Source organism: Streptomyces sp. Tu6071, from assembly GCF_000213055.1.
Classification (GTDB): Bacteria; Actinomycetota; Actinomycetes; order Streptomycetales; family Streptomycetaceae; genus Streptomyces; species Streptomyces evansiae.
In genome coordinates, this window is record NZ_CM001165.1 from 6,379,445 (window position 1) to 6,393,624 (window position 14,180).

General features: G+C 70.5%; 9 protein-coding genes and 2 rRNA genes. 10 read left to right on the forward strand and 1 reads right to left on the reverse strand.

Features of this window, described 5'->3' with window-relative positions; all coding sequences use genetic code 11:
• Positions 1-68: 68 nt before the first annotated feature.
• The 4 genes from STTU_RS27010 (at position 69) to STTU_RS34380 (ending at position 5,368) form a co-directional block, all read left to right on the forward strand.
• Positions 69-3,193, forward strand: a 23S ribosomal RNA gene (locus tag STTU_RS27010).
• Between the two features lie 132 nt (positions 3,194-3,325).
• Positions 3,326-3,442 (forward strand): 5S ribosomal RNA (gene rrf, locus STTU_RS27015).
• Between the two features lie 208 nt (positions 3,443-3,650).
• Positions 3,651-4,619, forward strand: coding sequence for a hypothetical protein (locus STTU_RS34375; protein ID WP_106432177.1), 969 nt, complete (start codon positions 3,651-3,653; stop codon positions 4,617-4,619).
• Positions 4,604-5,368 carry a tetratricopeptide repeat protein gene (locus STTU_RS34380; RefSeq protein ID WP_043256465.1) on the forward strand — a complete coding sequence of 255 codons (765 nt, stop codon included), beginning with the start codon at positions 4,604-4,606 and terminating at the stop codon, positions 5,366-5,368. Before STTU_RS34375 ends, STTU_RS34380 begins: the two co-directional genes overlap by 16 nt.
• A gap of 105 nt (positions 5,369-5,473) precedes the next feature.
• Here the strand turns inward: STTU_RS34380 and STTU_RS27030 are convergent, their stop codons facing one another.
• Positions 5,474-6,751, reverse strand: coding sequence for a DUF1015 family protein (locus STTU_RS27030; protein WP_007828744.1), 1,278 nt, complete (start codon positions 6,749-6,751; stop codon positions 5,474-5,476).
• 134 nt (positions 6,752-6,885) lie between these two features.
• On the opposite strand from STTU_RS27030, the gene STTU_RS27035 reads away from it, so the two are divergent.
• From STTU_RS27035 to STTU_RS27060, 6 genes are all read left to right on the forward strand, one after another.
• Positions 6,886-7,986: an HAD-IIA family hydrolase gene (locus tag STTU_RS27035; protein WP_007828746.1), complete on the forward strand. Its 1,101-nt coding sequence runs from the start codon at positions 6,886-6,888 to the stop codon at positions 7,984-7,986.
• A gap of 612 nt (positions 7,987-8,598) precedes the next feature.
• Complete coding sequence (locus tag STTU_RS27040) at positions 8,599-8,919, forward strand: hypothetical protein (protein WP_043256467.1); 321 nt, start codon at positions 8,599-8,601, stop codon at positions 8,917-8,919.
• A 120-nt stretch (positions 8,920-9,039) separates the two neighbouring features.
• Complete coding sequence (locus tag STTU_RS27045) at positions 9,040-9,855, forward strand: TlyA family RNA methyltransferase (RefSeq protein ID WP_029397476.1); 816 nt, start codon at positions 9,040-9,042, stop codon at positions 9,853-9,855.
• A complete protein-coding gene (locus STTU_RS27050) occupies positions 9,852-10,814 on the forward strand; it encodes an NAD kinase (protein WP_010279332.1) in 963 nt (320 codons plus the stop codon). Before STTU_RS27045 ends, STTU_RS27050 begins: the two co-directional genes overlap by 4 nt.
• Positions 10,815-11,094: 280 nt before the next feature.
• Positions 11,095-12,864, forward strand: coding sequence for a DNA repair protein RecN (gene recN / locus STTU_RS27055; RefSeq protein ID WP_007828752.1), 1,770 nt, complete (start codon positions 11,095-11,097; stop codon positions 12,862-12,864).
• Positions 12,865-13,002: 138 nt separating this feature from the next.
• Positions 13,003-14,133: a glycosyltransferase family 4 protein gene (locus STTU_RS27060; RefSeq protein WP_007828753.1), complete on the forward strand. Its 1,131-nt coding sequence runs from the start codon at positions 13,003-13,005 to the stop codon at positions 14,131-14,133.
• Positions 14,134-14,180: the final 47 nt, after the last annotated feature.

Sequence of the window (14,180 nt, forward strand, 5' to 3'; positions counted from 1 at the left end):
CCGTTGGTCTTGGGGTGATGGGTGGTTGGTCGTTGTTTGAGAACTGCACAGTGGACGCGAGCATCTGTGGCCAAGTTTTTAAGGGCGCACGGTGGATGCCTTGGTACCAGGAACCGATGAAGGACGTGGGAGGCCGCGATAGGCCCCGGGGAGCTGTCAACCGAGCTTTGATCCGGGGGTGTCCGAATGGGGAAACCCGGCAGTCGTCATGGGCTGTCACCCGCTGCTGAATGTATAGGCAGTGTGGAGGGAACGCGGGGAAGTGAAACATCTCAGTACCCGCAGGAAGAGAAAACAACCGTGATTCCGGGAGTAGTGGCGAGCGAAACCGGATGAGGCCAAACCGTATGTGTGTGATACCCGGCAGGGGTTGCATGTACGGGGTTGTGGGATTGCGCTTCAGTCGTCTGCCGGCGGCTGGGTGAGTCAGAAACCATCATGATAGGCGAAGGACATGCGAAAGGTCCGGCGTAGAGGGTAAGACCCCCGTAGCTGAAATCGTGGTGGCTCACTTGCGTTATTCCCAAGTAGCACGGGGCCCGAGAAATCCTGTGTGAATCTGGCGGGACCACCCGCTAAGCCTAAATATTCCCTGGTGACCGATAGCGGATAGTACCGTGAGGGAATGGTGAAAAGTACCGCGGGAGCGGAGTGAAATAGTACCTGAAACCGTGTGCCTACAAGCCGTGGGAGCGTCGGACATCAGCTTGCTGGTGTCTCGTGACTGCGTGCCTTTTGAAGAATGAGCCTGCGAGTTTGCGGTGTGTTGCGAGGTTAACCCGTGTGGGGAAGCCGTAGCGAAAGCGAGTCCGAACAGGGCGCTGTAGTAGCACGCTCAAGACCCGAAGCGGAGTGATCTAGCCATGGGCAGGTTGAAGCGGCTGTAAGAGGTCGTGGAGGACCGAACCCACCAGGGTTGAAAACCTGGGGGATGACCTGTGGTTAGGGGTGAAAGGCCAATCAAACTCCGTGATAGCTGGTTCTCCCCGAAATGCATTTAGGTGCAGCGTCGTGTGTTTCTTGCCGGAGGTAGAGCACTGGATAGGCGATGGGCCTTACCGGGTTACTGACCTTAGCCAAACTCCGAATGCCGGTAAGTGAGAGCACGGCAGTGAGACTGTGGGGGATAAGCTCCATGGTCGAGAGGGAAACAGCCCAGAGCATCGACTAAGGCCCCTAAGCGTACGCTAAGTGGGAAAGGATGTGGAGTCGCAGAGACAACCAGGAGGTTGGCTTAGAAGCAGCCACCCTTGAAAGAGTGCGTAATAGCTCACTGGTCTAGTGATTCCGCGCCGACAATGTAGCGGGGCTCAAGCGTACCGCCGAAGTCGTGTCATTGCAGCGTGAACGTCCCCAACGGAGGCTGTGATGGGTAGGGGAGCGTCGTGTGCCGGGTGAAGCTGCCGCGTAAGCGAGTGGTGGACGGTTCACGAGTGAGAATGCAGGCATGAGTAGCGATTCACACGTGAGAAACGTGTGCGCCGATTGACTAAGGGTTCCTGGGTCAAGCTGATCTGCCCAGGGTAAGTCGGGACCTAAGGCGAGGCCGACAGGCGTAGTCGATGGATAACCGGTTGATATTCCGGTACCCGCTGTGAAGCGTCAAACATTGAATCCAGTGATGCTAAGCCCGTGAAGCCGCCCTGATCTCTTCGGAGTTGAGGGGAGTGGTGGAGCCGGTGACCCAGGCTGGTAGTAGGTGAGTGATGGGGTGACGCAGGAAGGTAGTCCATCCCGGGCGGTGGTTGTCCCGGGGTAAGGGTGTAGGACGTTGGGTAGGTAAATCCGCCTGGCACATAGTCTGAGACCTGATGCCGAGCCGATTGTGGTGAAGTGGATGATCCTATGCTGTCGAGAAAAGCCTCTAGCGAGTTTCATGGCGGCCCGTACCCTAAACCGACTCAGGTGGTCTGGTAGAGAATACCGAGGCGTTCGGGTGAACTATGGTTAAGGAACTCGGCAAAATGCCCCCGTAACTTCGGGAGAAGGGGGGCCACGCTTGGTGATCACTTTTGCAGTGTGAGCTGGGGGTGGCCGCAGAGACCAGCGAGAAGCGACTGTTTACTAAAAACACAGGTCCGTGCGAAGCCGTAAGGCGATGTATACGGACTGACGCCTGCCCGGTGCTGGAACGTTAAGGGGACCGGTTAGCTGACTTTCGGGTTGGCGAAGCTGAGAACTTAAGCGCCAGTAAACGGCGGTGGTAACTATAACCATCCTAAGGTAGCGAAATTCCTTGTCGGGTAAGTTCCGACCTGCACGAATGGCGTAACGACTTCTCGACTGTCTCAACCATAGGCCCGGTGAAATTGCATTACGAGTAAAGATGCTCGTTTCGCGCAGCAGGACGGAAAGACCCCGGGACCTTTACTACAGTTTGATATTGGTGTTCGGTTCGGCTTGTGTAGGATAGGTGGGAGACTGTGAAGCGGCCACGCCAGTGGTTGTGGAGTCGTTGTTGAAATACCACTCTGGTCGTGCTGGATGTCTAACCCGGGTCCGTGATCCGGATCGGGGACAGTGTCTGATGGGTAGTTTAACTGGGGCGGTTGCCTCCTAAAGAGTAACGGAGGCGCCCAAAGGTTCCCTCAGCCTGGTTGGTAATCAGGTGGTGAGTGTAAGTGCACAAGGGAGCTTGACTGTGAGACCGACGGGTCGAGCAGGGACGAAAGTCGGGACTAGTGATCCGGCGGTGGCTTGTGGAAGCGCCGTCGCTCAACGGATAAAAGGTACCCCGGGGATAACAGGCTGATCTTCCCCAAGAGTCCATATCGACGGGATGGTTTGGCACCTCGATGTCGGCTCGTCGCATCCTGGGGCTGGAGTCGGTCCCAAGGGTTGGGCTGTTCGCCCATTAAAGCGGTACGCGAGCTGGGTTTAGAACGTCGTGAGACAGTTCGGTCCCTATCCGCTGTGCGCGTAGGAATATTGAGAAGGGCTGTCCCTAGTACGAGAGGACCGGGACGGACGAACCTCTGGTGTGCCAGTTGTTCTGCCAAGGGCATGGCTGGTTGGCTACGTTCGGGAGGGATAACCGCTGAAAGCATCTAAGCGGGAAGCCTGCTTCGAGATGAGTATTCCCACCTCCTTGAGAGGGTAAGGCTCCCAGTAGACGACTGGGTTGATAGGCCGGATATGGAAGCCCTGTAAGGGGTGGAGTTGACCGGTACTAATAGGCCGAGGGCTTGTCCTCAGTTGCTCGCGTCCACTGTGTTGTTCCCAGACAACGAACAGCGTTGTCGGTTTGAACACCACTTAATTGAAAAGTGTGCTTGTTCGCTGACCCTGTTCAGCTCCGCACCTCGTGCGGAGAGTCTGAAAGGGTTTCGGTGGTCATAGCGTGAGGGAAACGCCCGGTCCCATTCCGAACCCGGAAGCTAAGCCTCAAAGCGCCGATGGTACTGCAAGGGGGACCTTGTGGGAGAGTAGGACGCCGCCGAACAATCTTTGGAGGACCCCTGGTCCCGGCGTACACGCTGGGACCAGGGGTCCTTTCTGTTTTTCGTACACTTTTTCTGTAGGACCACCGCTCGTCAGGTATGCGGTGGCAGCCAGTCCCGAGGAGTTCCGCATGTCCCCCAACCCTTCCGACGAGCGTCCCGAGCGCCGAGGCCGCGACCGGGACGGCGGTGAGCGGGGCGGACAGCGCGGTGGCTTCCGCCGTGACGGCCAGCGCGACGGTCAGCGTGGCGGCGGTTTCCGTCGCGATGACCGTGGTGAGCGCCGTGACGACCGTGGTGGTTTCCGTCGTGACGATCGTGGTGACCGTCGTGACGACCGGCCTCCGTTCCGCCGTGACGACCGTGGTGAGCGGCCGGCCTTCCGCCGTGACGACCAGGGCGGACGCCCCCCGTTCCGCCGTGACGACCGCCGTGACGACCGCCCCTCCTTCCGCCGCGACGAGCGCGACGCCCCGCGCCGCGACGACCGTCGAGACGACCGGGGCGGGTTCCGTCGCGACGACCGGCCCGCCTTCCGTCGTGACGAGCGTGACGCCCCCCGTCGCGACGACCGTGGCGAGCGCCGTGACGACCGTGGTGGCTTCCGTCGTGACGACCGTGGCGAGCGGCCTTCGTTCCGTCGCGATGACCGCGATGCCCCGCGTCGCGACGACCGCCGTGACGATCGGGGCGGGTTCCGTCGTGACGACCGTGGGGACCGCCCTTCGTTCCGTCGTGACGACCGTGATGCTCCGCGTCGTGACGACCGTGGCGAGCGGCCCTCGTTCCGGCGTGACGACCGCGACGCCCCGCGCCGCGACGACCGTGGCGAGCGGCCCTCGTTCCGGCGCGATGACCGCGACGCCCCGCGTCGCGACGACCGCCGTGACGACCGCGGTGGCTTCCGTCGCGACGAGCGGCCTCGGCGTGATGACCGGGGTGGGTTCCGTGGCGGGCGTGACGGGCGGCCCTCTGGGGGACCGCGGCGGGACGACCGGCGTGATGACCGGCGCGGTGGCGGGTTCCGGGGACGCGACGACCGCGGAGGCCGGGACCGGGACCGCCGGGACGACCGCGGTGGGTACCGGGGGGACCGGGACCGGGAGCCCGTCAAGCGGCTGCCGATCCCCGAGGAGGTCACCGGCTTCGAGATCGACGGCGCGGTGCGCCAGGAGCTGATGAGCCTGCCCAAGACGCTGGCCGACGACGTGGCGCGCAACCTCGTGATGGTCGCGCAGCTCATCGACGAGGACCCCGAGAAGGCGTACGGGTACGCGAAGGTCGCGCTGCGGCTCGCCTCGCGCGTCGGCGCCGTACGCGAGGCCGCCGGCTTCGCCTCGTACGCGACGCAGCGCTACGACGAGGCGCTGAAGGAGTTCCGTACCGCGCGGCGCATGTCGGGCAGCGTGGAGCTGTGGCCTGTCATCGCGGACTGCGAGCGCGGGCTCGGTCGGCCCGAGAAGGCACTTGAGATGGCCGGGGCGCCCGAGGTGCAGAAGCTGGACAAGGCCGGGCAGGTCGAGATGCGGCTCGTCGCCGCCGGGGCCCGTCGCGACCTCGGACAGCTCGACGCCGCGATCGTGACCCTCCAGAGCCCCGAGCTGGCCTCGAACGGTGTCCACCCGTGGACCGCGCGACTGCGCTACGCCTACGCCGACGCGCTGCTCGCCGCGGACCGTACCGAAGAGGCCCGCGAGTGGTTCGCGAAGGCCGTCGAGTCCGACAAGGACGGCACGACCGACGCCTCCGACCGGCTCGCGGAGCTGGACGGAGTCGAGTTCACGGACGCCTACGAGGACGACGGCGAGGCGGACGAGGAGTCCGGCGCCGTCGAGCACGTGGCGGTCGAGGACGCCGAGCCCAAGGACGTACGGTCCGAGGACGCCCTCGGCGCCGACGACGCGCACGAGGCGCGGCAGGACGACTGACCGACGCGGCCTTTGAGCCGCCGACACGAAAGCGGGCGGTGTTCCCTCACGGAGGGAATGCCGCCCGCTTTCGTGTGTCCGGAGCCGGTCAGATCGTCAGGCCGCTCATACCGTCAGATCGCGGAGGACGAGGCCCGTCGCCGGTTTCGGGCCGAAGGAGGTCGACTTGCGGGGCATCCGGACGCCCTGGCCGGCGAGTTCCCGTACGACCGACTCGGGGACGGGGTGGAGGAGGACCGCTGTGCCGCCTGTGCGCGCGGCCTGTTCGGCGACGGCCGCGGCGTCGTGCAGGTAGCTGATCGAGCCCGGGGCGTCGGGTACGTGCCAGAGGTGGTCGAGGAGCGTCGTGTGCAGGACGGTCGCGTCCAGGGAGCGCCAGGCGGGCGGCGGGCCGGACGGGACGGTGCGTGCGAGGAGCGCGGGATCGGGGCGGTCGGCGAGATGGAAGGTGGCGCCGTCGGTGAGGAGGAAGGCGTTGCCCTCCTCTGCGGCGTCCGCGAGGGCTTGGCGGGCGTGCCGCAACGGACCGTCCACCTGGCGTACGCGGAAAGTACCGTCCAGGGCCGCGAGGGCCTCCTTCAGGGGGAGCGCGGGCAGCAGGCGGTGGATCGCGCGTACCCGGAGCGGAAAGCGTGCCGTGTCCACCAGCAGGACGAGGCCCTCGTCCCAGGGGCCGGGGGAGGGGTGCTGCTGTCTCAGCCGCAGGTATGTGGCCCAGCGATGGTGGCCGTCCGCGATGAGCGCTTGACGCGCCGCGAGATCGGCCCGCACCTCGGCGATCCGGGCCGGGTCCGTCACCGCCCACAGGCGGTGCGCGAAGCCGTCCTCGGTGGTCGTGGCGAGGAGCGGAGCGGTCCGGACGGTCTCCTCGATGACCCGTGCCGCGCCGGGCCCCTCCTCCTCGGGACCGTGGTACGTGAGAAGGAGCGGCTCCAGGTTCGCGGCCGTCGCGCGGAGGAGGTCGGCGCGTTCGGCCACCACCTCGGGAATGACGTCCTCGTGCGGGAGGACGACGCCCTCGGACGGCTCCGAGAGGCGGAGGGCGCCGATGACGCCGCGCTGGAGGATGCCGTCGCCGCGTTGCTCGTACACGTAGAGCGCCGGTCGTTCGTCGACGGCGAGGATGCCGTCGGCGAGCCAGGCGCGCAGCGTGCGGGCGGCCTGCTCGTCGCGCACAGCCGGGGAGTCCCCCTGCGGGAGGATGAGCCGGACGATGTTGTGCGGGTCGGCGTTCTCCAGGTGCAGCAGGCCGTCCGGGCGTACGACGACGTCGTACGGCGGAGAGGTCACGGCGGCGAGCGAGCGCACCCGCTCCGCGACGTAGCGCACGCCGCGGAAGGGCGACAGGCGCAGTCCGTTCTGCTCGGTCCCCGGAGAAGTCATCCGTGCATCGTATGCGCGAAGCGGGGGCGGACGCCGGGCGGTGCGTGCAGAGGACATCGGGGATGATCGGGAAGACGGATGATCGTGCGATCGCGCGACCCTGTGGATGAACGCCGAGCGAGGAGTGCCGCACCATGACCGAGGATGTCCGGACCGCGACAGGAGCGAGCGAGGAACGGCTCGACGCGGTGTACGACACGGCGCTGCTCGACCTGGACGGGGTCGTCTACGCGGGCGGTGAGGCCGTGGCCCACGCCGTCGACTCGCTCGCGACCGCGCGCGAGGGCGGGATGCACCTCGCGTACGTCACCAACAACGCCCTGCGCCCGCCGTCCGCGGTCGCGGCGCACCTCAGTGAACTGGGCGTGCCGGCGGACACCTCGGATGTCATCACCTCGGCGCAAGCTGTCGCGCGGCTCATCGCGGACGAGCAGCCCGAGGGCGCGCGGGTGCTGCTCATCGGCGGCGAGGGGTTGCGGCAGGCGCTCGTCGAACGCGGCCTCGTGCCCGTCGACTCGGCCGACGACGAGCCCGCGGCGGTCGCGCAGGGCTACGGAGGCCCCGACTTCCCGTGGTCACGGTTCGCGGAGGCGGGCTACGCCGTACGGGCCGGGGTGCCGTGGTACGCCTCGAACACCGACCTCACGATTCCGAGCGGACGCGGGATCGCGCCGGGCAACGGGGCGGCCGTCGAGGTGGTGCGGATCGCCTCGGGCGGGGAGCCGAAGGTGGCCGGGAAGCCGCTCCCGCCGATGCACCGGGAAACGATTCTGCGCACGGGGGCGAAGCGGCCCCTCGTCGTGGGGGACCGGCTGGACACCGACATCGAGGGCGCGCACGCGGGTGGCGTCGACTCGCTGCTCGTGCTGACGGGCGTGACGGACGTGGCGGCGTTGCTGCGGGCGGTGCCGGAGCACCGGCCGACGTATGTGGGGCGGGACCTGCGGGAGTTGCTGGTGGGACACGAGGCACCGCGTGTCGAGGGTGACGGCGCGTGGGCATGCGACGGGGCGCGGGCGCGTGTCGCGGACGGGGGGCTTGTGCTGGAGGGGAAGGGGGCCGGTGCGGAGGATGGCGCGCTGCTCGACGGGCTGAGGGTGTTGTGCGCGGCGGCGTGGAGTGCGGGGGGAGAGCGGGCGTTCGACGGGGAAATCGCGGGGGCGGTGAAGGCGCTGGGGGAGTTGGGGGGGCGCTTGGGGCGAGGGAGGAGCGTGTGGGCGGAGGAGGGGGCGTGAGGGCGCTTCATGAGTGCCGACCGGGGCGCGGGCCGCTTCCTTCCTGGGGGTGGGAAGGGCTTGAGGGTGGGGTGCGGGGGTGCGGTGTGAGGTGCGTCCGGGGGTGCGTGAATTCCTTTCACTCTGGAGAGTGAGCGGATTTTTGGGTTCGGGGAAGTTATCCACAGATCGGTGAGCGGGGGGCGGGGATGGGGTGGGGGGTGCGAAAGAATGGTGTTGGGGTCGCCCCCCGGGTGGGTGGGGGTGTGTCCGCACGCCCCCCAACGCCCCCGCCCCCGGCGACGGCTCCGGCCCTCTCGGCGGGGTAGCGTCGGCGGCATGAGCGACGAGACACCTGCGGTGGAGGGAGCCGCGCCCGAGAGCGGCGCCCCGGCAGAGGCCGAGGCTTCCGGTGGCGCGAGCTTCGCCGCCGCCGTGGAGGCTTTCGCGCGCGCCGTGGTCTCGGGCGATTCCGTACCGGCTGACCCACCGGGCCGGCCCGGAACGGCCCCCGCGACACCGGCCGATCGGCCCGCACCGCCGAGAACACCTGACGAGCCCGTACAGCGCCCACCAGGCCCTGCAACCTCCGCTCCCAGCCCCGCCAATGGGATTCCAGACCCCGCGTCGAGCATGAACGACCCCGCGCCGGGAGCGGACGACCCCGCGTCGAGCACGGACGACCCCGCCCCGGACACGGACGACGCAGGTCTCCTGCCCCCCACCGCCCCCCTCCCCGAGAACCACGTGGACGACGCGCCCCGGCCGCTCGGGGTCGCGCGGGTCGGGAGCGGGGATGCCCGGGTGGACGGCCTGCTCGGGCGGCTCGGGGATCTGGACGAGTTGCCCGTCGCGGAGCACCAGGGCGTGTACGAGGAGACCCACGAGGGGCTGCGGGCGGTTCTCGCCGCGCTCGACGTGGCGCAGGGGCCGCCGCCTCCGTCGGCGCGGTGACCGCGCCGGGGGCTCTTGTCGGACCCGCGCCGTAGCATGCCCTCAAGGCGCGTGACCTGCGTCGTCCTACGTGCCCCGGCATCCCGTGCCGATCATGACCAGCAAGGAGCTGAACCGAACGTGGCAGGAGTGGCCCGCCGCCGCCTCGACGCCGAACTCGTCCGTCGCAAACTCGCCCGCTCGCGGGAGCACGCCAGCCAGCTCATCGCCGCCGGGCGGGTCAGCGTCGGCGGCGCGCTCGCGCTGAAACCGGCGACGCAGGTCGAGACGAGCGCCCCCGTCGTCGTCACCCCCGACGAGGACGACCCCGACTACGTCTCGCGCGGCGGGCACAAGCTCGCCGGGGCCCTGGAGGCGTTCGTGCCGCGCGGGCTGCGCGTCGAGGGACGGCGCGCGCTCGACGCGGGCGCGTCCACCGGGGGCTTCACCGATGTGCTGCTGCGCGCGGGCGTCGCCCAGGTCGTCGCCGTCGACGTCGGGTACGGGCAGCTCGCCTGGTCGCTCCAGAGCGACCCCCGCGTCGTCGTCAAGGACCGCACCAACGTGCGCGAGCTGAGTCTCGACCTCATCGACGACGAGCCCGTGGGCCTCGTCGTCGGGGACCTCTCCTTCATCCCGCTCGGCCTCGTCCTGCCCGCCCTCGTCCGCTGCTGCGCCCCCGACGCCGACCTGGTCCTCATGGTCAAGCCGCAGTTCGAGGTGGGCAGGGAACGGCTCGGCAGCGGCGGCGTCGTGCGCAGCCCCGAACTGCGCGCCGAGGCCGTCCGGCGCGTCGCCGCGCAGGCGGCCGAACTGGGGCTCGGTGTCCTCGGCGTCACCGCGAGCCCCCTGCCCGGACCCTCCGGGAACGTCGAGTACTTTCTTTGGCTGCGTGCCGGGGCTCCCCCGCTCGACCCGGCCGACGTCGACCGAGCGGTTGCGGAAGGACCCCGATGACCGAGACCGCCAAGCCCGCCCACAGCGAGCCCGCCCACACCGTCCAGCCCGGCGAGGGCCCCCGCAGCGTCTTCCTCCTCGCCCACACCGGGCGGCCCGCCGCGATCCGCAGCGCGGAACTCGTCGTCCAGGGCCTCCTGCGCTGCGGCCTCGGCGTCCGGGTCCTGGAGGAGGAGGCGTCCGACCTGCCGCTGCCCGACACGCCCAAGGTCGAGCTGATCCAGGAGGCCACGCCCGAGGCGCTCGACGGCTGTGAACTCCTCGTCGTTCTCGGCGGCGACGGCACCCTCCTGCGCGGCGCCGAACTCGCCCGCGCCTCCGGCGTCCCCATGCTCGGCGTCAACCTCGGACGCGTCGGCTTCCTCGCCGAGGCCGAGCGCGACGACCTCGACCGCGTCGTCGACCGCGTCGTCACCCGCGCCTACGACGTCGAGGAACGCATGACCCTCGACGTCCTCGTGCACAGCGGCGGCAAGCTCGTGCACACCGACTGGGCGCTCAACGAGGCCGCCGTGCAGAAGATCTCCCCCGAGCGCATGCTCGAAGTCGTCCTGGAGATCGACGGCCGCCCCGTCACGGGCTTCGGCTGCGACGGCATCGTCTGCGCGACCCCCACCGGGTCCACCGCCTACGCCTTCTCCGCCGGAGGCCCCGTCGTCTGGCCCGAGGTCGAGGCGCTGCTCATGGTGCCCATCAGCGCCCACGCCCTCTTCGCCAAGCCCCTCGTCACCTCGCCCACCTCGATACTGGCCGTCGAGGTCCAGGAGGGCGGCTCGCCGAGCGGGGTCCTGTGGTGCGACGGGCGGCGCACCGTCCCGCTGCCCTCGGGCGCGCGCGTCGAGGTGCGGCGCGGCGCCGTCCCCGTCCGCCTCGCCCGGCTGCACCACGCCTCCTTCACCGACCGGCTCGTCGCCAAGTTCGCCCTCCCCGTCGCCGGCTGGCGCGGCGCCCCGGCCTGAGCCGGGAAGGCGCATCCGCGCGGCGCGCCCGCCTGGGCCGGGAGGGCGGATGCGCCCGGCACGCCCGCCCGAGCGCGGCGACCCGCGGAGGCCGGGAGCGGCGACCCGCGGAGACCGCGAAGCCCCCGCGCAGCCGCCGTTTCGTCGCACGGCCGCGTGTCGCTCGTACGCTCGTACGGGGGACACGCGGGCCCCCTTCGCCGCCCCGCGACGGCCGTGAGCACGCCTCGCTCGTGTCACGCGGGCGGGGTGACGTCGCCCGGGAGGAAGAAAACCTCGTATGGTCATGTGCGTGTTGGAGGAGATGCGGATACGGTCGCTCGGCGTCATCGACGACGCGGTGGTGGAGCTGTCACCCGGCTTCACGGCCGTGACGGGTGAGACCGGCGCGGGCAAGACGATGGTGGTCACGAGCCTCGGGCTGCTGCTCGGGGGACGTGCCGACGCGGCGCTCGTACGGATCGGGGCGAAGTCGGCCGTCGTCGAGGGCAGACTCACGCTGCCCCCTGGGTCCGCCGTGGCGCGGCGGATCGAGGAGGCCGGGGCCGAACTCGACGAGGACGCGCTGCTCATCAGCCGTACCGTTTCCGCCGAAGGCCGCTCGCGCGCCCACCTCGGCGGCCGGTCCGTGCCCAACGGGATGCTCGCCGAACTCGCCGACGAACTCGTCGCCGTGCACGGCCAGACCGACCAGCAGGGGCTGCTCAAGCCCGCCCGGCAGCGCGCCGCGCTCGACCGGTACGCGGGCGAGGCCGTCGCCGTCCCGCTCGCCGCTTACCGCACCGCCTACCGCGGCCTGCGCGCCGTCGCGAACGAACTCGCCGAACTGACCACGCGCGCCAGGGAACGGGCCCAGGAGGCCGACCTGCTTCGCTTCGGCCTCGACGAGATCGCCGCCGTCGAGCCGCTCCCCGGCGAGGACGCCGAACTCGCCGCCGAGGCCGAGCGGCTCGGCAACGCCGAGACCCTGCGCGCCGCGGCGGCCGGAGCCCACACCTCGCTCGTCGGCAACCCCGAGGACCCCGAGTCCATCGAGGCCACCTCGCTCGTCGCCGGGGCGCAGCGCGCCCTCGACAGCGCGGGCGCCCACGACCCGGCGCTCGCCAAGCTCGCCGGGCGCCTCGGCGAGATCGGCATCCTCCTCACCGACGTCGCGGGCGAACTCGCCGGGTACGCCGACGACCTCGACGCCGACCCGCTCAGGCTCGCCGCCGTCGAGGACCGCCGCGCCGCGCTCGCGCAGCTCACCCGTAAGTACGGGCCCGACAGCGACGCCGTCCTGGAGTGGGCCCGCGCCTCCGCCGAACGGCTCGGCGAACTCGACGGCGACGACGAGCGCATCACCGCGCTCGCCGCCGAACGCGAACGGCTCGCCGCCGAACTCGCCCAGCTCGCCGCCGAGCTGACCCGGGCCCGTACCGAGGCGGCCGAGCGCTTCGCCGGGGCCGTCACCGCGGAACTCGCGTCGCTCGCCATGCCGCACGCCCGCGTCAGCTTCGCCGTCTCCGCGACCGAGGTCGACGAGGAGAGCGAGGGCGTCGTCCTCGACGGGCGGCGCCTCGCCTACGGCCCGTACGGGGTCGACGAGGTCGAACTGCTCCTCGCCCCGCACCCCGGCGCGCCGCCCCGGCCCATCGCCAAGGGCGCCTCGGGCGGTGAGCTGTCCCGCGTCATGCTCGCCGTCGAGGTCGTCTTCGCCGGGACCGACCCCGTGCCCACCTACCTCTTCGACGAGGTCGACGCCGGGGTCGGCGGCAAGGCGGCCGTCGAGATCGGGCGGCGGCTCGCGCGGCTCGCGCGCGGGGCGCAGGTCGTCGTCGTCACCCACCTGCCGCAGGTCGCCGCCTTCGCCGACCGGCAGCTTCTCGTCGAGAAGACGCACGACGGGAGCGTCACCAGCTCCGGCGTCAAGGTCCTGGAGGGCGAGGCGCGCGTACGGGAGCTGTCCCGGATGCTCGCCGGGCAGGAGGACTCCGAAACGGCCAGGGCGCACGCGGAGGAACTGCTCGCCGCGGCGCGCGGGGACCGGGACGCCGACACGAAGGGGTGAGCGCGGAGCGGGAGCGGGGGCTCGTGGCCGATACCGGTCCGTGGAGGACACACCGGCCCCCGCGCACCTGGCATCCTGTCAGGCAGCAGAGTCCGGGACCCCCCAGCCGAGCAGCCGACCCCAGGAGCGCCAGCCACCGTGAGCAGTCCGTCGAGCCCGTCGAGCCGAGCAGGGCACACTCCGCTGCGCACGGTGCAGGTACTCGGCGGGGGCAGCGCGGGCAGCAGCGTGCACGTGCGCTCGCTCGCCGCCGGGCTCGCCGCGCGCGGGGTACGGGTCACCGTGTGCGCGCCCCACCCGCTGGAGACCGCCTACGACTTCACCTCCGTCGGCGCGCGCCACATCCACATCCCGCGCGGCAGCGACCCCGTCTCGCTCGCCGCGCTCCGCACCGTCTGCGCCGACGCCGACCTCGTCCACGCGCACGGCCTGCACGCCGGGCTGCGCACCGCGCTCGCCCTCGCCGGACGCCGCGTCCCGCTCGTCGTCACCTGGCACACGCGCGGCCACGCCGAAGGCGCCCGCGCCCACGCGCTGCGCCTCCTCGAACGCCGCGTCGCCCGCGCCGCGACCGTCCTCCTCGCCACCTCCTCCGACCTCGTCGACCGCGCCCGCGCCCGGGGCGCACGCGACGCGCGCCTCGCCCCCGTCGCCCTGCCCGCGCCGCCCCCGCCGCCCGCGCGCGCCCCCGCCGAGCAGAAGGCGCGCGCCGATGTCGGCGCGGTCGAGCGGCCCCTCGTCCTCGCGGCCGGCTCGCTCGTACGGCACCGCGGATACGAGGCGCTGCTGGACGCGGCGCGCGCCTGGCGGGCGCTCGACCCCGTACCGCTGCTCGCCGTCGCGGGCGAGGGACCGCTGCGCGGCGCACTCCAGGCCAGGATCGAGGCGGAGGACCTTCCCGTACGCCTGCTCGGCAGCCGCGACGACCTGCCCGCGCTGCTCGCCGCGACCGATGTCGCCGTGCTGCCGAGCCGCTGGGAGGCGCGCGCCCTGTTCGCGCAGGAGGCGCTGAGCCTCGGCGTGCCGCTCGTCGCCTCGGCGGTCGGCGGCATCCCCGAACTCGTCGGCGACGCCGCCGAACTCGTCCCGTACGGCGACGCCCCCGCCCTCGCCGCGCGCGTCGCGGCCCTCCTCGCCGACCCCGCCCGGCGCGCCGAGCTGAGCCGCGCGGGCCGACGCCAGGCGGCCGGCTGGCCGACCGAGGACGCGACCGTCGCGCAGGTGCTCAGCGTCTACGACGAACTGACGTACCCCGAGCCGCTGTTCTGAGCGTCCGGGCGAGCGGTCGCGTGTGCGGCCGGCCCCCGCCCGCGCGC